Origin of the sequence: Salinigranum salinum (assembly GCF_009176545.1) — an archaeon.
Classification (GTDB): Archaea; Halobacteriota; Halobacteria; order Halobacteriales; family Haloferacaceae; genus Salinigranum; species Salinigranum salinum.
Genome location: NZ_VTOJ01000001.1, coordinates 2,014,857 through 2,031,976 on the forward strand (window position 1 = coordinate 2,014,857; position 17,120 = coordinate 2,031,976).

At 62.6% G+C, this 17,120-nt stretch carries 18 protein-coding genes and 1 pseudogene; 9 read left to right on the forward strand and 10 right to left on the reverse strand.

Going from position 1 to position 17,120, the window contains the following annotated elements; all coding sequences use genetic code 11:
* Window positions 1-46: 46 nt before the first annotated feature.
* Window positions 47-181 (reverse strand): hypothetical protein, encoded by a 135-nt coding sequence (locus FZP69_RS23225; RefSeq protein WP_275689350.1) that lies wholly within the window; start codon window positions 179-181, stop codon window positions 47-49.
* Window positions 182-244: 63 nt separating this feature from the next.
* Between FZP69_RS23225 and FZP69_RS09620 the strand changes: the two genes are divergently transcribed.
* Complete coding sequence (locus tag FZP69_RS09620) at window positions 245-712, forward strand: SRPBCC family protein (protein ID WP_152041100.1); 468 nt, start codon at window positions 245-247, stop codon at window positions 710-712.
* Between the two features lie 18 nt (window positions 713-730).
* Here FZP69_RS09620 and FZP69_RS09625 read toward each other — a convergent pair whose 3' ends face one another.
* The 4 genes from FZP69_RS09625 to FZP69_RS22515 form a co-directional block, all read right to left on the reverse strand.
* Window positions 731-1,312, reverse strand: a complete 582-nt coding sequence (locus tag FZP69_RS09625; RefSeq protein WP_152041101.1) for a flavin reductase family protein — start codon at window positions 1,310-1,312, stop codon at window positions 731-733.
* Complete coding sequence (locus tag FZP69_RS09630) at window positions 1,312-1,845, reverse strand: VOC family protein (RefSeq protein ID WP_152041102.1); 534 nt, start codon at window positions 1,843-1,845, stop codon at window positions 1,312-1,314. The genes FZP69_RS09625 and FZP69_RS09630 overlap by 1 nt, the downstream gene beginning before the upstream one ends.
* A 36-nt stretch (window positions 1,846-1,881) precedes the next feature.
* A complete protein-coding gene (locus FZP69_RS09635) occupies window positions 1,882-2,328 on the reverse strand; it encodes a DoxX family protein (protein WP_152041103.1) in 447 nt (148 codons plus the stop codon).
* A gap of 188 nt (window positions 2,329-2,516) precedes the next feature.
* The gene (locus FZP69_RS22515) at window positions 2,517-3,530 is read right to left on the reverse strand and encodes a hypothetical protein (protein ID WP_192918520.1); all 1,014 of its coding nucleotides are present in this window, start codon (window positions 3,528-3,530) and stop codon (window positions 2,517-2,519) included.
* A gap of 190 nt (window positions 3,531-3,720) precedes the next feature.
* Here FZP69_RS22515 and FZP69_RS09645 point away from each other — a divergent pair, with 190 nt between their 5' ends.
* The gene (locus FZP69_RS09645) at window positions 3,721-4,383 is read left to right on the forward strand and encodes a winged helix-turn-helix domain-containing protein (protein ID WP_152041104.1); all 663 of its coding nucleotides are present in this window, start codon (window positions 3,721-3,723) and stop codon (window positions 4,381-4,383) included.
* Between the two features lie 68 nt (window positions 4,384-4,451).
* Here the strand turns inward: FZP69_RS09645 and FZP69_RS09650 are convergent, their stop codons facing one another.
* The 3 genes from FZP69_RS09650 to FZP69_RS09660 all read right to left on the reverse strand — a co-directional run bounded on the left by FZP69_RS09650 (window position 4,452) and on the right by FZP69_RS09660 (window position 7,680).
* Window positions 4,452-4,760, reverse strand: coding sequence for a hypothetical protein (locus tag FZP69_RS09650; protein ID WP_152041105.1), 309 nt, complete (start codon window positions 4,758-4,760; stop codon window positions 4,452-4,454).
* A gap of 535 nt (window positions 4,761-5,295) precedes the next feature.
* Entirely contained in the window at window positions 5,296-5,985 is a 690-nt protein-coding gene (locus FZP69_RS09655) for a LiaF transmembrane domain-containing protein (protein ID WP_152041106.1), read from the reverse strand.
* Window positions 5,986-6,102: 117 nt separating this feature from the next.
* The gene (locus FZP69_RS09660) at window positions 6,103-7,680 is read right to left on the reverse strand and encodes a hypothetical protein (protein WP_204959942.1); all 1,578 of its coding nucleotides are present in this window, start codon (window positions 7,678-7,680) and stop codon (window positions 6,103-6,105) included.
* Between the two features lie 703 nt (window positions 7,681-8,383).
* On the opposite strand from FZP69_RS09660, the gene FZP69_RS09665 reads away from it, so the two are divergent.
* Window positions 8,384-8,611, forward strand: a complete 228-nt coding sequence (locus FZP69_RS09665) for a hypothetical protein (protein WP_152041107.1) — start codon at window positions 8,384-8,386, stop codon at window positions 8,609-8,611.
* A gap of 71 nt (window positions 8,612-8,682) precedes the next feature.
* Here FZP69_RS09665 and FZP69_RS09670 read toward each other — a convergent pair whose 3' ends face one another.
* The gene (locus FZP69_RS09670) at window positions 8,683-11,178 is read right to left on the reverse strand and encodes an efflux RND transporter permease subunit (protein WP_152041108.1); all 2,496 of its coding nucleotides are present in this window, start codon (window positions 11,176-11,178) and stop codon (window positions 8,683-8,685) included.
* 816 nt (window positions 11,179-11,994) lie between these two features.
* On the opposite strand from FZP69_RS09670, the gene FZP69_RS09675 reads away from it, so the two are divergent.
* The 6 genes and pseudogenes from FZP69_RS09675 to FZP69_RS23385 form a co-directional block, all read left to right on the forward strand.
* On the forward strand, window positions 11,995-12,552 hold the full coding sequence (locus tag FZP69_RS09675; protein ID WP_152041109.1) for a hypothetical protein: 558 nt from the start codon (window positions 11,995-11,997) through the stop codon (window positions 12,550-12,552).
* Complete coding sequence (locus tag FZP69_RS09680) at window positions 12,552-13,844, forward strand: hypothetical protein (protein ID WP_152041110.1); 1,293 nt, start codon at window positions 12,552-12,554, stop codon at window positions 13,842-13,844. Before FZP69_RS09675 ends, FZP69_RS09680 begins: the two co-directional genes overlap by 1 nt.
* 196 nt (window positions 13,845-14,040) lie before the next feature.
* Window positions 14,041-14,490 (forward strand): DUF5518 domain-containing protein, encoded by a 450-nt coding sequence (locus FZP69_RS09685; RefSeq protein WP_152041111.1) that lies wholly within the window; start codon window positions 14,041-14,043, stop codon window positions 14,488-14,490.
* 3 nt (window positions 14,491-14,493) lie between these two features.
* Entirely contained in the window at window positions 14,494-14,949 is a 456-nt protein-coding gene (locus FZP69_RS09690; protein WP_240137515.1) for a DUF5518 domain-containing protein, read from the forward strand.
* Between the two features lie 81 nt (window positions 14,950-15,030).
* A complete protein-coding gene (locus FZP69_RS09695; protein WP_152041112.1) occupies window positions 15,031-15,507 on the forward strand; it encodes an alcohol dehydrogenase catalytic domain-containing protein in 477 nt (158 codons plus the stop codon).
* A 75-nt stretch (window positions 15,508-15,582) separates the two neighbouring features.
* Window positions 15,583-15,930, forward strand: a pseudogene (locus FZP69_RS23385) (hypothetical protein); the annotation flags it as partial.
* A gap of 336 nt (window positions 15,931-16,266) precedes the next feature.
* Here the strand turns inward: FZP69_RS23385 and FZP69_RS09705 are convergent.
* The gene (locus FZP69_RS09705; RefSeq protein WP_152041114.1) at window positions 16,267-17,073 is read right to left on the reverse strand and encodes an alpha/beta fold hydrolase; all 807 of its coding nucleotides are present in this window, start codon (window positions 17,071-17,073) and stop codon (window positions 16,267-16,269) included.
* Window positions 17,074-17,120 lie beyond the last annotated feature (47 nt).

The window sequence follows — 17,120 nt, forward strand, 5'->3', positions numbered from 1 at the left end:
TACGGCGCAGTGGCTCCGTGCCGACGAGAGACGAGGAGAAGGGTCGCTAGTCGTCCGCCGCGGCGGGCGTGTCGGTGGTCGGTTCGACGACTCGTCCTCGCTGCCAGACGTTGGTGACGGACTCCCCTTCCGGGGGTGTGTGGCTGATCTCTTTCATCCGTGGCGTGTCCTGCGATGACATTGCACGACGGAGGGTGTGACAAGTATTAACGCTTTCCCGCGCCTCGTATTAGGAATCAATGTCATGCCTAGGAATATATATGCGCACGCCGTCGGCGTCGAACGAACCCCGTCGGGCCGCAGGCTGGCCGTTTCGCGGATCGTCGACGCGCCCGCCGACGAGGTGTGGGAACTCCTCACCGATACGACACGGTGGCCCGAGTGGGGTCCCAGCGTCGCCGCCGTCGACTGTTCCGAGCGCTCGATCGCCCAGGGGACACGCGGCCGACTCCGCGTCGCGGGTGTCGGTGTCTGGGTCCCGTTCGTCGTCGACTCGTACACCGACCACGGGGACGAGAGACGGTGGACCTGGACGGTCGCCCGCGTGCCCGCGACCGGCCACCGCGTCGACGCGCTCGACGGGCAGTGTCGCGTGACGTTCGAGGTGCCGCTCCTCGCGGCAGGCTACGTCCCCGTCTGCCGGCGAGCGCTCGACCGCATCGCCCGACTGGTCGCGCACGGGGGGTCCGACGCGTCCGACGCAGACGGGTGAGTCGCGTCCGAACCGAGACTACGGCGGGCGTTCGAGGTGGAACCGATCGCGGGTCGTCGCGTAGTAGCCGCCGGCGAGCCGGCCCGTGGCGTCGAGTCTCGTCACGTCGACCTTCCCGTCGACCAGGAGGTCGTCGTCGACGTGGGCGTGGACGACCTCGCCGAAGACGAGCGTGGAGCCGCCGACCTCCATCGAGTCGTACAGCGTACACTCGAGCGAGACGTGCGCCTCGGCCACCCGTGGGGCGTCGACGGCCGTCGCGTCGACGGCAGTCACGCCCGCGCGCTCGAACTCGCTCTCGTCGGGCCCGAGCGTCGCCGCCGTCTCGTTCATCGCCTCGACGAGGTCGTCCGTGACCACGTTGACGACGAACGCCTCCGTCGCGAGGACGTTCTCGGGGGTGTCCTTCCTGTCGTCGCCGACGCCGACCGGCGCGAACATGACCACGGGCGGGTCGATGGCGACGACATTGAAGAAACTGAAGGGCGCGAGGTTCTCGCCGCGCGGTCCACGCGAGGAGACCCACGCGATGGGCCGGGGGACGACGACCGCGGACAGCAGTCGGTACGGCGAGCCGAACACGTCGGGGGTCCCGTCCATCAGTTCGCCCCGTCCGCCGCACCGTCCGTGTCGGCTCCACCCGCGTCGCCGTCGGTCGTGTGTCCCGCCGCGAACGGATCGACGACGGCGGTGCCGGGATCGTCCTCGTCGACGCCGAACCCCGGTTCCATCGTCGCGAGTTCGAAGACGAGGCCGTCGGGGTCGCTGAAGTAGATGCTCTTGAAGTAGGTCCGATCCTTGACCGCGGAGACGCGGACGTCGTGCGCCCGGAGGTGCTCCCGCCACGCCTCGAGCGTGGCCTCGTCTTCGACGCCGAACGCGAAGTGGTGGCTCGCGCCCGGTCCCGGCTGTCCCTCGGTATCGGGGTACTCGAAGTACGTCACGTTCGTCCCCGGTTCGCCCGTCGGCGTCGACGAGAAGTAGTAGTGCGGCGTCCCGGGGTCGTCGTAGTTCTGCGTCCGTTTTACCGTGTACCACCCGAGGACGTCCTCGTAGAACGCTCGGGTCTCGGCCATGTCGGTGCAGATGTTGGTCACGTGGTGCAGTCCGGTGGTCGGGGGTGCGTCTGTCATGAGGCTGTGTCGGGGGGAACGGACAAAGCGGTGTGGTTACAGGCCGATGCCGGCCGCGAAGGGCCAGGGGGACTGGCTGATCGCGAGGACGCCGAGCGTCATCCCGACGAGCGCGACGTTCTTGAGGAACTGGGTCATCTCGGTCATCTGCTCCTCCTCGGGTGCGGCCCAGAAGTCGTGCATCGTCGGCGTCGTCACGACGAGGAACACGAGGATCGCGCCCGCGGCGAGCGTCGGAAAGACACCTAAGAGTACGCCGAGACCGCCGAAGACGAGCATCCCACCGGTGAACGGGACGGCGAGTTCGGGAGCGGGGACGCCCTTCGCCCCCGCGTAGCCGCTCATCGCCTCGGCGTTCGTGAAGTGGTTCAGCCCGAAGAAGACGAACACGAGTCCGAAGACGATCCGGGCGAGGAGGAACGCGACCTCCGCGCCGGGTGAGCCGAACAGGGATCCGCCCTGCAGGACGATCTCTGTGGTCATTCGGTGCGTGCCTCCGTGGTGAGTCGCTCGTTCATCACGTCTCCTCGTACGGTCCCGCCGAATATATCAGTTCCCGGACATTGGTGTCACCGGGTGGCGTCGACGACTACCGGGTGACGTCGACCCCCACCAGGTGGCACGGATGCCACTGGTCGAGCGTACGAGGTCGGTCCACCGCGCCAGCCCTGTCAGGAGTTCCGTTCCTCGATGTTCCGGGCTTTCTCGGCTTTCGCCGCGGCGAGGTCGGCGAGGTCGGTCGCGACCGGCTCCAGCGCCGCGCCGTTCTCGGAGAGCCCCGACGCGAACTCGCGGAGTTCCGTGGTCAGCGTCTCGAACGCCTCGGCGGCCGTCCGTGCGGCCTCGCGCGCGTTCCGTTCGTTCTCGACGCGGTCGAACCGCTCCGCGTCGTTGAGGTCGACGACGGCCTCCCGGAGCCGGTCGAGGAAGTCGGCGAGCGAGCCGAGGCCGCCGATCTCTGCGTCGAACTGGGCGACCTTGTCCTCGTACTCCGAGACGTCGATCCGCGGCAGTACGGAGACGGTGTCCGCGCTCGTCTCCTCCCGGAGTGTCGTGAACGGCCGTTCTGCCCGGCGGCGTTCCTCTCTGAGGTCCCTGACAGCCGATTCGATGGTCCCCTCCTGTTCGGTGTCGACAGCGTCGCGCGCGCGTTGCGTCTCGGCGAAGGCCGCGATGACGCGCGACTGTGCCTCGGCAGCGAGCGAGAGGAACTCCCGGGCGTCCTCGACGGCGGTGAGCCGCGACTGCTGTCGGTTGCTCGCGTCCCTCCGGGCCGCTTCGATGTGATCGTCGGCGTCCGAGATGTCCCCGATGACCGCGACGCGCGAGAACCCGTTGGTCGCCGCCGAGACGTCCAGCAGCGACCCCTCGGCACTCCCCGTGTAGGTGGCGACGGCCTGGTTCAGTTCGGAGATGGCCCGGTCGAGCGCCCGTGCAGCCCGCTGTTCGCGGTCGCTCAACTCCGGTGTCTCGGTCTCGGTCGGCGTCTCCGTGGCTGTGGCGGTCTCGGTCGGTGTGGTGGTCTCGGTCGGCGTCTCCGTGGCTGTGGCGGTCTCGGTCGGTGTCTCGGTCTCGGTCGGCGTGGCGGTCGCCGTCGGCTCGGACGTCGGCGTCTCCGTGGAGGGTAGTTGTCCGCAGCCGGCGAGCAGGGGCGCCGAGAGGGCGATGAACGAACGTCGGTCCATGCCATCCCGTCATGTCGGTGCGCAGATAAGCATACCGAACGCTCCCGGTCTCGTACCCGGGTTCCGGTCCGTCGACGAGGGCACGGCTTCGGCCGAACCGAACGCATACGATGTCTGTAAATTCCTCGAAAACCACACGAAAAATCATATACCTTCGATTCGTAAAATCAATCCGACGGATTCGATACGAATGACGGACACATGGGACGCCGCCGGATACGTCGCGAGTTCTCGGTATCGGCTAGCCGTGTGTGAGTACCTGTCGGACCACGGTCCCGGCCTGCCGTCGAAGATCGCCGCGGAGACGGATCTCGCACAGCCGCACGTCTCCCGGGCGCTCTCGGAACTCCGCGAGCGGGACGTCGTCGAACTCCTCGTTCCCGAGTCCCAGCAGAAGGGCCGGCTCTACGGGCTCACGGAGCCCGGTCGGATCGCGCTCGACCGACTCTCGCACGGCCGCAACACGATCGACGTCGACGTCGTCTCCCGCGACGGCTTCCAGTACGAGGGGCTCGTCGAGTATCTCGAGGAGCGCCACCCGACCGTCGCGAAAGCGGTCGCGACCTACGACGGCGACCGCGCCCGCGTCTACTTCTTCGGTCCGGACCCGTCGCAGCCGGCAGTCCGACGGACCGCACCGATCACGCAGCTGTGGGCGACGTCGAGACGAACCGGGGGGTTCGCGTCCGGTTCGACGGGACGGCACGAGTTCACGGTCTACGGGCTCGAGAACGTCACGCTGGTGGATCTGTCTATCGACGAGGAGTTCCGGATCGGCGTCTCGCTCGACGACGACGCCGACGTCGCCGTCCGGAGCTTCGTCGAGGAACTGGAGGCGACCCTCCGGAACTGACGCCCTGCTTCGAGGGCTACCTCTCGGGAGACACCACGGCTGCAGACGGACGGCTACGAAATGGGTGGTTAGTCTCCCGAACGGTCCGCGAAATAGGCTGCGAGCGCGAACAGGTTGATGACCGGCATCGCTGCGACGTGGATCCAGACTCGATCTGGGTTGTCCGTGCGCCGTCTGATGTCGAGATAGATCCAGAGCGGTACCACCAACTCGACGATGATGAAGCCGAGCGCGAGAGCGCGCACAAACCGCGACGTGTCTGCAAGGAACGAGCCGTCGCCGAACAGACTCAGTGTGAGCAGGCACCCAATCAAGATCAGTAATCCAATCTCCCCGACTGTCATGCCGATGAGCGCCCGTTCAGCGTCGCGATTCATCGGATAATCAGTATTCGAGGACGCTCAAAAGAGATTCGTTGAACCGAGAGGACTAGTTCGAGTTCACGGTCTCAAATACCCCGCATCCCACAGAAAGAGCAGTGTAAACACGGAAAAAAATACTATCACCCATACTAGCCGTGGCAAACTCCCCGGTTCAGGACTCTCCTCGAACGGAAAGACTGCGACAGTGGCGATGAGCAGTGAAACAAAGAGAGACAGTACGTACTTGCCAAACGCTCGGGTCGTGTTAGTGTCCCCGTTCATATATTACGGGCGTAAGCTACCCCCACCCTTCTCCCTCGGCACATACGTACCTCGGTTCCTTGAGGGTGGGGCTTTGATGTGGACCCCCGACAATCAGATCTCAGCGAGATGCCGAAACCCGTTGCCGTTCACCATCCCACTATTTACACGTACGTCTACTCTTCCCGAAGAAGACGAGAACAGCGACAGTCCCGATATTCCTCCTGCGCAGGGATTAATCGCCATCACGAGGGGGTAAGGCCACACGAGATCTCTCCCGAGTGAGCGATCACTTTATCGAGATACCACCAAACGATACGAAGCCGGTGAGGATTAGATCTGGTTCTGTTTTCATCTCGACATCCGGGGGGCGTCGGGGACGTTCGTCCTCGACCGCGCCGAAGATCGGGAGGATATCGATATCGACCAGCCACTCGTCAGGAACTTCGATTTCGAGACCGCCGAACAACACCGTCGCGGTCACCACCGCGGGTGGATCAGCGACTTCGACGTCCCGGAGGTCGACCTCCACCCCACCGAACAGCGCGGTTGCGGTCCCACCCCGAAACGAGGTGGAGGCAACCCGTTGGTCGGAGCCACCAAATATCCCGATGAGGTCGAAGTCGTCAGTCGTGACCGATGGGACGCGTCGGGTCCGACGCCAGTGCCCGAAGATGACTGAGAGGCCGAACAGGACGATGAGCGCCGGCCACCACGACGCGATGACCGCACCCGTGATGAGACCGAGTGCGAGGAGTTGGACCGTTCCCGCGATGAGAATCAGGATGACCGGTCCCGTGACGTTCCGGAAACCACTCCGGTAGAGCGCCCACACGCCAAGCAGGATGAACAGTGCGGGCACGTATCGCCACACGTTTCCAACGTCGTAGACGCCGGTCGTACTGAGTAGCAGAAGAGTCCCGACGATGACGATGACTGCTCCAGTCAGGACCTGCGTCGAAACTCCCCCTCGTGGCATGGGTGATGATACGATGTCCAGCCGTTTCTACTCTCGCCTATGAGCGGTCCGGCAGAGAAACTACTGGTGGTAGCCCCGCAGCATCAAATGGCAGCACCGTGCCAACGAACCGCCGTCTCAGGCACCAGCTGTCGTGTTGGTCGCGTTCCTCTGGACCACACGGACAGTCTCGTCGTCGTACACCTCTAACGTCTCGACGACCGTCCCGTTCGGCGCGATCCGCTCGACGACGATCGTGGGCGTCCGACCCTCCCCGTCTCCGCCCTCCGCAGGCGTCTCGGTGACACCCTCACCTTCGAGGAACGCAGTCACCTCGGGGGTCGTACTCACCTCGTGGACGTCACTCGACTGGGCGTTCACGAACGCGATGTAGGCGATGCCGCTGCTGTCGCTCGGGACGACCCGCACCTCCCAGTAGAGCTGGTCGTCGATGACGACAGGGATCGGCTCCGATGGTGTGAACCGGTTCCAGTCGGTCGTCCGTGCTGCCTGTCGGACGTAGTCGGTCGCCTTGCGAGCCCCGAACAACGACTGCTGCGGGGAGTAGACCTCGTACGTACCGGTCCGTCCATCGATCGTCCAGACCTCCTTGAGCCCCTGTGCTTGCCCGTAGGGTTCGACGGCGACGACGTACTCCGGGCCCTCGTTCGTGAATACGAGGAAGGGCTGGTCGTTCCCCTCGCCGGGGACTGGCGCGACCTCGATCTCGTCTTCGTGGCTGGTGAACGTGTTGACGATCCCGTTGCGATACTTCGTTGCAGCGACCTTCTCGCGAGCCAGCGCGAAGGGATAGAGTTTCTGCTCTTCCAAGCCTGAGTGGTCGCGGGCTTCCGCGGGTGAGAGGTCTTCGATGCTCCCGTCTGGGCCGACCAGTACCACGCCGCCCCACTCGGGGGTGGTGTAGGGGAGGGGCAACCAGTGGAACTCCGGTTTCGTGTACGGGACCGCGATGTACTGGTCGCTCTCGTGGACGACCATGAACGGATCACCGTACTCGACGAGGTAGTTCGCCTGTTTCAGCATCGCGAACCGGTAGTTGTTGTAAAACGCCGGCCCCACGCCCTTATCGAGGTCGCCAACGACCGTATCGACCTCCGCGTTCTGCTGGGTCATGTCTACGAGCACGGTCCCGTGTTGCCGTTTCGTGTAGTGGTTGTACGCTCCGTCGGGAGCGAGCGCGTACGACCAGTACGGCGTGCCGTTCCGAACCGTGATATCACCGCCTTCGATGCGATACTGCGGGAAGTTGAGTGTATTCGAGGCGTACCGCGAGGCGACGCTCTTCGTCACCACTCGGGGCTTCGCGGGGTCAGTTTCGCTCAGATTCTCGGCCGTGGGGGCGCTGTCCATCGTCGACTTGCCGATCTCTTCACCGGCGAGGAAACCCGTCAGGCCTGCTCCCGCGACGAGGACGAGCACGAACACGACCAACCCGAACTGGCCACTCGCGAGTGAGCCGACGTGTCGGCGGGCGACCACGGCGATCCCGAGCCCGACGATCGCAGCGAACGGCAGGATCGGTGTCGTATACACGCCGTAGACGATGCCGTGCAGCCACGGACGGAAGTACCACGCGAGGACGAGCAGGACGACCGTCGTCACGAGTGCGAGTCCGGCGAACCGCTGGGGGTTCTCCGACCGCATTCGTCTGAGACGCTCCCCGACCGCGACGAGGATCTCATCGATGGAGGACATGTGTCACGCCGTCGTGGGCCGACGTGTATTACTGTATCGCCATGCAGACTGCCCTCGACAACGACGTTTTTTCGAGACCGGATCTCTGAGAGCGACTCGATCTCGGAAACTCGGGCAGCGGTCCAGTTACTGCAGGACGACGGAATGGCAGACACCTACTCGGCGAGAAGCCGGAGTGCTTGGCGAAGGTGGTACCGAACCTCGGGCTCGGTCGAGGCATCCAGTGCCCGTAGAGTATGGGGTTTCACACGATCTCGATGGGGTAGGCACTACCAGACACGGATACACCCCTCACTATCCTATCGTATGCGTACATTCTTTTTCACACAAAACAAATTTTTGATCAAATAGTGTGTCGAGAACGAGACATTTCCGAAATGTATCTCTACAAGCGCACAGTCCAGGCAGTCTCGTCGACTAGCGTTTATCAGCCATAATTGGATGGAGGGCAGTCCCGGTGTCACCGACTCGCCTCAGCGGTGCCGACGGTCTGTTCGATCGGTTCACCGTGTCCACGCCGACGCACACGGAGACGACTGGCGACAGCCAGCCAGACACGGAGCACACCACCGACCTTGCTTCAAGCCGCATATCAGTCACGGATCCACTCGAGCGTGAAACGCCGCTCTCGTTCGCGGGCCTCACACCCGCAGGCACACACGAGTATCCGGATACCGTTTCATCGGAAGCACGGTGTCTCGATTTGAATCTTCGTTCACTGACACAGGTCATCGTGACCCTCCCCGACGCGAGTTCGGGTGAACTCTGGCCGACTAACGAGTTCGTCAGCGTCGACGAGGTCGTCGATACGGAAGCCACGTGTTCAGTACCCGGTCTCGACATCGACGACCCCGAGACGGCACCGGGGCAGTCACTCGACGAACTCGTCGACACTGCTGCAGACCTACTCGCCCGAGTTCGTGACCACTAGGACATCGTCGATCAGCGTCGGAACAGTGTGCGGGACGTATATGCGACCCACCGATTCCGTCCAAGTACAATTCAGTCTCCCTTCGATGGGTGGCGCTGGCCAGTGATGACGTCGGTCGCGGTGTCGATGAGTGGGATCGCAGTGTTCGTGTCGGTCGCGAGGCGTTCCCAGACGACGAGGAGGGACGGAAGGAGGAAAACCGACGACAGGTACGCATACAGCACACTCAGCGAGATGAGAACGCCGAACACACCGAGGGCCGGATTCAGTGCCAGGGCCAGCACACCGATGCCGAAGACGGTCGTCAACATACTGCCAGTCAGTGCGCCCCCGGTTCCGACGACGGTCCGTGTAAGGGCGGGATACAACGGACGGTCGTGGTACTCGTCGGCAAACCGATGGACAACGTGGACCGCGTAATCGATTCCAATGCCGACGGCGATCGCGAGGATGGTTCCGTTGATCGCGTTGAACGCGATGCCGAGCGCCCGCATCGACGCCACCACCGCTACGATCGTCACGAGGATCGGGATCACGTTGACGACGCCCAGCGATGGCCGCCCCTCGAGCGTCCAGTACGCCACGATCAAGAACGCACTCGACCCGACAAGTGTCAGGATGAGCGAGTCGATTACCGACTCGAGAACGAGTGAGATCGCCTCGTCGAAGATCACGACACTGCCGGTCGGCTGCGCAGACGCCCGATACGACGCGGCGACGCTGTACGCATCGTCGGTCACCACCTCGTCGTCGGCCTCACCGTCGACGGAGTAGATGACCTGTGCACTCCGGCGGTCCTCGGCGAGGAAGGTGCTGACCTCGCTGTCCGGCGATTCGGCCAGTGCATCGTAGACGACCGGCAGGTTGTCGTCGGGGATGCCGTTGTCGTTGCGGTCGTTGCGCTCAACGAGCGCGCGGAACTCCGGGTCACGCTCGGCTCGAGACTCGATAACCGTGATGATACTCTGAGTGTCGGCCTGGCGGTCGCTCGCGCGGAACGTCTCGGGTGGGGACTGGCTCGCTCGATGAACGTCTTCGAGTGCGGTATCCCGTGTCATCGGCCCCTCGACGTACATCAACACTTGCCCGTTCTGCTCGAAGTTGCGATCGAGATAGTTGTTGATACGGACGTATTCGAACCGTTCGGGCGGCCGGATCGATTCCGGAAGCAACTGCAGATACTCCGGCGTCTCCTCGGCTGGCTGGAAGTCATCGGGGCTGAATCCCGTGTCGACACCCGTTGCGTACACCCCACCACCGGCAGTGACGAGCGTCATGAGGAGGAGAAACACCAGTGGGCCGCGCTTTGCAACACCGACCCCGACCGACAGCAGCCGGCCCAGCGGCGACGACTCCGAACCCAGGGGAGTCGTTGCCAGCGTCGGAATCGGGTACCGTTGGCGGGCGCGGTCGACGGAGACTTTCACCGCGGGAACGAATATCCCAAAGATCAGGAAAGTAAAGACGATTCCAGCTGCGGCGACGAGCCCGAAGTCTCGCGTGGGCGGGAACGCACTGGCGAGATTCGAGAGGAAGCCGACCGCCGACGTTCCAGCGACGATCGCGAACGCAACCGTCATCTGATTCGTCGTCCGGGACATCGCATCGCTGATGGTCAGCCCGCGGACGCGTTCTTCCCGGTAGCGGTTGATCGAGTGAATTCCGAAATCGATACCGATCGCGATCAGAATCGGGGGGACGGCGATCAGCAACACCGCAAAGGGAATGCCGGCCAGACCGATGAACCCGAACGTCCAGACGAGAGTCATCAAGATTGCGAGCAGTCCAATACCGATATCGACGGGGTCACGATACGCGACCATCAGGAACAGCACGATGAGAACGAGCGCTGCAGGCAACACGACGGCTGTCGTCGTTCCGGTCGTGTCTGGCGGCGTGCCCTGAACCCAGATGTTGCTGGCGTCGTCCTGTGCAAGCCTGTCGATTCGCTCGACGCGGTTGGGCGGAAATTCCGACCCGCCGCCGGGCCCACCAGAGGCTCCTGCACCCGGGCCAGCACGGTGAGTTATGCTAGCCCGGCTCGCTGTAGCCGATGCCGACCCCCTGTTGAAATCGTCGCTCAGGCTGTTCGTGAACCCGGGGTCGTCTGCGGCCTCACGCACTGCCACCGCGATTTCAGTGGCCGTTGCCCGTTCGACTGCTCGATGTTGTGCCTCCGGAGTCGTTGCAGCGGGGTCAAGCGTTGTCGCGACAGTTTCAGCGGGGGTCGAAACCGATTCCGCACGGAGTGCGGGTGAATCGAGGATCCGCTCACGCGTCTTCAGCATATCGAGTAACGCTGGCTTCGAGAGCACGTTGTTCGATTCTTGGACGATCGTCGTACCCGTCGTCTCCGTCTGGAACGAGGGACCGAACTCCTCGTTGATGTCTTCAACGGCCTGGAACGAGGGCAAGTCCTCGATAAACTGCTCTTGGCCACTCTCGCTCGAAATCGATCCAAACCCGGTAGCGAAACCCATCGTTAGCAGCAAAAACAGGAGAACGACTGTTTTTGGCCGCGTCACAACAGCCGAATCAATACGGTCGATAAGCCAGTGGAAATCCATCGGATGTGGGGAGAGCAGTATGTCGCCGTTCGGGGACAGCAGTGGTCATACTTCGATACAGCAGGTATGAATGTTTCGTCTGTTCCTGATCGAACCCTGTGGATTCAAAAATCCAAAACAGCCAGGGACTCGTTTACACGCTAAACAAGGGCCAGTACACGTATCTGTCAGTGCTATTCTTGTCGGACGGCGATACGCTGCTGAGCGTCGGCAATCGCTTCTACTGCGACGAGGAATCGCCACGAGAAGTACAGTAATCCGATTACGACCGCGGATATGACTCCGAGCAACAACCACTCCGCGATGCGTATCGAACACCCGAGGAAGAGGACGTAGAATAACCACTAGTGCGGCGAGCCAATTGCGCGGAATCCAAGGAGAGGACCACTCCGTCGTAACAACTCGGAAAATCACAGCGTATCGATCGCGCTAATTCTACGATAATTATAAAATAATTGATGGTAAATCCGTCGTTCAGTGATGCGCTACTGAAGTATAGAGCGTCTCTGTCATCCAGTTTCCCTCGAACGACGGCGGTTGAATCGCTGTACACAGTCTGCAGACGCTTCGAGCCCCGAGTTCCAGGAAACCACGAGACATATGCCGTTGCTGCCGCGAACGTCCAGACAGACGATGGTCCCCCTCACCCGCCGCCGCCTCCTCCACGGAACCGTCGGTCTGGTCGCTGGGTTAGCCGGCTGTAACAGACTCCAAGGGCAGGACGGTTCGACCCGAACGTCGTCCCCAACCGCCGGTCGAGATAGGTCCGACACATCCACCGACTCGACCACGAGCCCTGAAACCACCCGTGTTCGAGTGGCTGACGGTCGCCCACCGGTCTGGCTCACGGATTCCGACCGTCCGACTCCCGACACCCACTCGCGTCACCTCTCGTCCATCATCATCGACAGTCAATCCCGGGCCGAACGCGTCGAGATCGTCGATGTTCCGGCTGCCGAGGACGCACGGTCGTTCATCACGAACACGTCGTTCGACCGCGAGACGGTCTACATCCAGACCCATCGGGTCAGAGAGTGTTTTCGGCTCGACCTCTGTCACGTCTCGTGGCACTCCACGACGGTCGAAACTGACTACGCGCGGATCTTGCTGCCGTACGACGAACGGTGTGCCGCGGACGAGTGGGCTGCCGAGAGCTGGCTCGTCCGCATCCCCGCCGCGCTATCCGAGGACGACGTGAACGGCTTCAGTACCTCCGTCGGATCCGCTGCCTGTGACCATCCGGCGAGCCCTGGCGGAGCCACCGGAGAACGTGGGGCTACTGGCGACCGTGGGAGCACCGACACCGCTAGCGACGTCTCTCCCCAACCGCATGCGACGCCCCCGGAGACCGCCGACCAGGGTGGTGATTCGTGATGCCTGCACGAGAGTCCATCAGCCGGCGCGGGCTGCTCGCAGTGGTCGGGACGAGCGCGATGGCTGGCTGTAGTGGGTTCGGTGGCCTGGCCGGCGAACGACGTGAGACGATCAGAGCGTACGAGCTCCCCGACGTCGACGAAGAATCGGCACTCGACCCGTCAGTACAGCCGTCCGTCCCGGTCGAAATCGAGGAGACGTATCTCGACACTGCCCGAGACCGGACGTCCTCACTCCTCGCGACGCTCCCGCTGCCGCTGGGATCCGACGACATCCCGAACGGCCACATCCGCTGGGAGCTCACGGACGCGGCCGACGATGCGACTGATAGACTCGACGACGCCCTCGAGGCTGACACCCAGTTCGCGGCCCTCCAGGCGCTCCGCCGCGCCCGCGAACAAGCGCGCTACGCCGCGGCCGGGTGGGCGACCGTCGAAGACGGACTCAGGGTCGAACGCGTCCGCCGAGCGCACCGACAGTCGGTCGCCGAAGGGCAGTCGTTCCGTGAGAACCACGAGTACGTCGGGAGGAATCTCGTCCGAGCAACGTTGGTCCACGCCCGGGTCGAGACGGCGCTCGAACTGGCCGTGGATGAGACCCGCGTCCACCCCTCGTACGAGGGCTCCGCCCTCCTCGCCGTAGCCGCGTGGGGTGAAGAAGCCGAATCCGTCCGCGCGCTCGTCGCCGATGCGCGACATCTCGACACGCAGTTCACCGCGTCGCTCCCGAACGATACTGGGACGATCGAGACGACGATCCGTAGTGCTGCCGAGATGCTGTTGTCGGATATCCGCTCGCGCCAGCCCGACCTGCCACCCGAACCGACCGCCGACGAGTGGGACGTCGAAGAGCGGCTCGTCGCAGACCTTCGTCGAGCCGCGTTGAGTGGACCCAAGCGGATTACGGATGCATCTGGTCCCGCCTCTGTGGTGGTCGACGCGACCAGGCGACTCGCGCACATCCGGGCGTTACAATGGGTTCACTCCCGCCTCGACGAGGACGGCGGGTACCAGATTGAGAGCGCAGCGGACATCAGATCACTGCGGAGCGAGGCCTACGACGCACTGCAGACCGCGCTCGAAGAAAGTCCCACACCTGGACTGGCCCGCACCGTCGTGACGGAGGCAGCCGGTCGAATCGCGAGTGCTGACTGGGAGCTCTCGCGCATCCGAGGAGAGGCACGCCTGTCACGGTTCGGTGACGTAACTGAAGGCTACATCAGCGGGAGGGCGTTGGCTCGCGCCACCCCGGAGTCGTGTCGACAAACTGTTGACCTGCTACGCACCGGCTGAACTAATCCACTCACGCCTGTCGGCCGTAACCCCTGTATCGGTCACGCGATTCCAACAGAGGGCGGGTAGCCCTTTCAGCAATCGCTGGAGGTCTCGTGTCTCGACCAAAGAGAACCGTGACTGAGGATGGTTCAATGACGGCTTCACTCTGACAAAGGATTATCACTCGACTACACTAAACGTTGATTGAGCCACTATGCCCGAAGTTGGTCCACCTCCACAGCACGGAACGACGCCGTGGAAGTACGCCCTCATCGGTGGGTTAGCTTCCCTTCCGTTCACCACCCTCAGCTACTGGCAAACGGGATCGGAACTCTCGCTTGGAGCAGTATTGTTTGGTGGTATCCTCGCCGGTTATCTGGCCAATCGCGCGGATGGTGCGGTCAGCGGGGTCGGGACTCGGGTCGGGGTGGTCGGCGGACTCCCGGTGCTCTGGGTCGTTTTCGACGTCCTTGCGGCCACGGGTGGGTTGGCCGGCCCAGCGTGGTTCGTGACGAGCGCGACGCTGCTCACGATCGGATTTACTATCGGAGTTGCAGTCGTCGGATTCGGACTCTCCGCGCTCATCGGTGAAGTCGGGACTCGAATCGGGAGCTGGGTGGCCGGCAACCAGCCCGATCAATCGACTCCGGTTGGCAACAGTTGAGCCGTGATACGACCAACACTGCCATCGTTCCATGTCTGCGACCTCTCGCCGGCATGGCAATCCGCGCTCATCGGCGCACTCGTCTCGCTGCCAGTCGCTGTTGTTGTGAACTGGATGCCGAATTCGGAGGCGACCATCAGTGGTAGTATCATGATCATCGGAGCGTTCCTCGCGGGAGTGATCGCCGCGCTTCGTTCGGCAGATCCGGACGCTGCTGGCTTCCGGGCTGGTCTCCTCGCCGGCGTTGTCGGCGTTTCCACGTTAACTTTGTCAGTAGTCGGTAACGCCCTCGGCGGTGGCATCGAAGCGTGGCCATTGTCTAGAGTCGTGTTCGTTGTTGTCGCCGGTGTTCTATTCCTGTGTGTCGCTCCCGTCTTCGGTCTCGTGTTCGGCCGTGTCGGTGGTGGGTTCACGACTACTGTCATTTCACGATTAGTGACCGGGACAACCGAGTCGTGACAGATCCTCTCTGCTGAAAGAGATCGAGCGACTACATCGCATGGCCGGCGACGTCGGAGGTGACCTGATAGCGGAAACAGAATCTCGGTCGGCGACCACGTCCCCGACGTCAGTCACGACAGCGGAGGATGCGACCACCATGCACGCGGTCGTCCAGTCGGAGTACGGAGGCCCCGAGGTACTGGAGTACACCGAGGTAGAGAAGCCCACCCCGGAGATGACGAAGCCTTGGTCCGTGTCGTCGCCGCGTCGGTCGGTGCGGGCGACTGGCACCTCATGCGCGGGACGCCGTTCCTCATTCGACTCATCTACGGTGGCTATCGCCGTCCGAAGTTCCCGACCCCCGGCGTCGACATCACGGGTGAGATCGAGGCGGTCGGCTCAGCTGTCACGACGTTTCAGCCGGGCGACGAGGTCATCGCCGACATCTCCGAACACGGGTTCGGCGGGTTCGCCGAGTACGTCTGTGTGCCGGTGACGGCGCTCGTCTCGAAGCCGGCCAGGGTCTCGTTCGAGGCAGCCGCAGCGAGCCCGACATCGGGCGTTGCCGCCCTCTAGGCGCTCCGCGATGTCGGTCGAGTCAAAGCCGGCGAGCACGTCCTAGTCAACGGGGCCTCCGGCGGCGTTGGAACGTTCGCAGTGCAGGTCGCCAAGCATCTCGGGGCCGAGGTGACCGGTGTGTGCAGCACCGCGAAGATGGAATTGGTTCGCTCGATCGGTTCCGACCACGGCATCGATTACACCGAGACAGATATCACCACCGCGGGGACGCAGTACGACCTGATCCTCGATACGGGGGCCCCATTCGATGCGGGCGTACCGGCGCGCGCTTGCCCCGACAGGACGGTACGTCATAGTGGGCGGACCCACGGGTCGATTCCTGACAGCACTGGCCCTGGGTCCAGTGCTCTCGATGACCGGCACACAGAAACTCGTCATAGAACAAAGCGCAGAGTGACAATTACACTACTGTGGAGCTGATACAGTTAATTCACCTCTGATCTATTGAATTGGATGATTTTAGTTTCGTATCCAAGTCCAACCAATAGTAAAACACCCCCGAGTGTGGCGAACAGAGTTGATGCTGAATAGTGAGTCGGCGGAATTCGAAACAGAAGCGCAAACAACATTGAACGACTACTCGTTACGAATGCAAGCTTCGTGTTCCGATTCATGTTATTATGATTGGATGTTGCGTTGTTCTTTTACTCTTCGATAAATGCTACCAATGATAATCTACTCCCAGAACGAGCGATGTTATCGCTCAATAGTCGTGTGATATCGTATCGGAACGATATCTACGAGGGTGTTTTAATTCTAATCACTACTATCCGGGACTGGAGCCATCGCCCCGTCGATGAAGGAGCGTACCTGAGCGATAACACGATCAGGTGCTTCTGTCGGGCCACCGTGACCGACGCCGTCGAACTCGACGAACTGACTGTCCGAGAGGGCTTCGTCAACTGCACGGATGCCGTCTCGAAGGTGGGGCGGCCCTTCGGTTCCGGTCAGCAGGAGTGCTGGCTCGTCGATTTCTAGTGACTCGGGAAGCTGGTACTGTTCGATGGCGCGGTTGATCCGCGCAATGTTTTCGGTCAGAGCGACGATGTCAGGCCACGGTGGCCACTCGGCAAGCCACCCGTCGAGATCATCGATGTCGCCACCGTGCATGACCTCGCGGATATAGAACTTCATCGCCTGTCGGCGTTCCCCGTCGTCGATTCGGGCCTGCATCTGTGATGCGAGGTCGGCCTGTTCTCTGTACTCTCCGACGAGGACTGCCGGCTCATACGCGATGAGCTTCCCGATGGGTGCAGTTCGAGCGGTCTCAATCGCCAACAGGCCGCCGAACGAGTGCCCGAACAGAACAGGGGTTCCATCGACGGCGTCGATGACTGCACGAACGTCTTCGACTCCCCGCTCGAGGCTATATTCCACGGTGTTGCCACTTTGTCCAACACCCCGTCTATGGGGGACGATGACGGTATAGTCCTCAGCAAATCGAGGGACTATCGGCTTCCAATACTGGGGCGAGGATCCACCGTGAAGGAGTATTAGTGGCGGTCCTTCTCCGTGTTGTTCGAACGCGATACTTGTACCATCAGCGGAGGGCATTGTTTGCATTGGTGCACCTCGTAGTTCTAGTACGAGTGGAGTACGTCTGTCTCTCA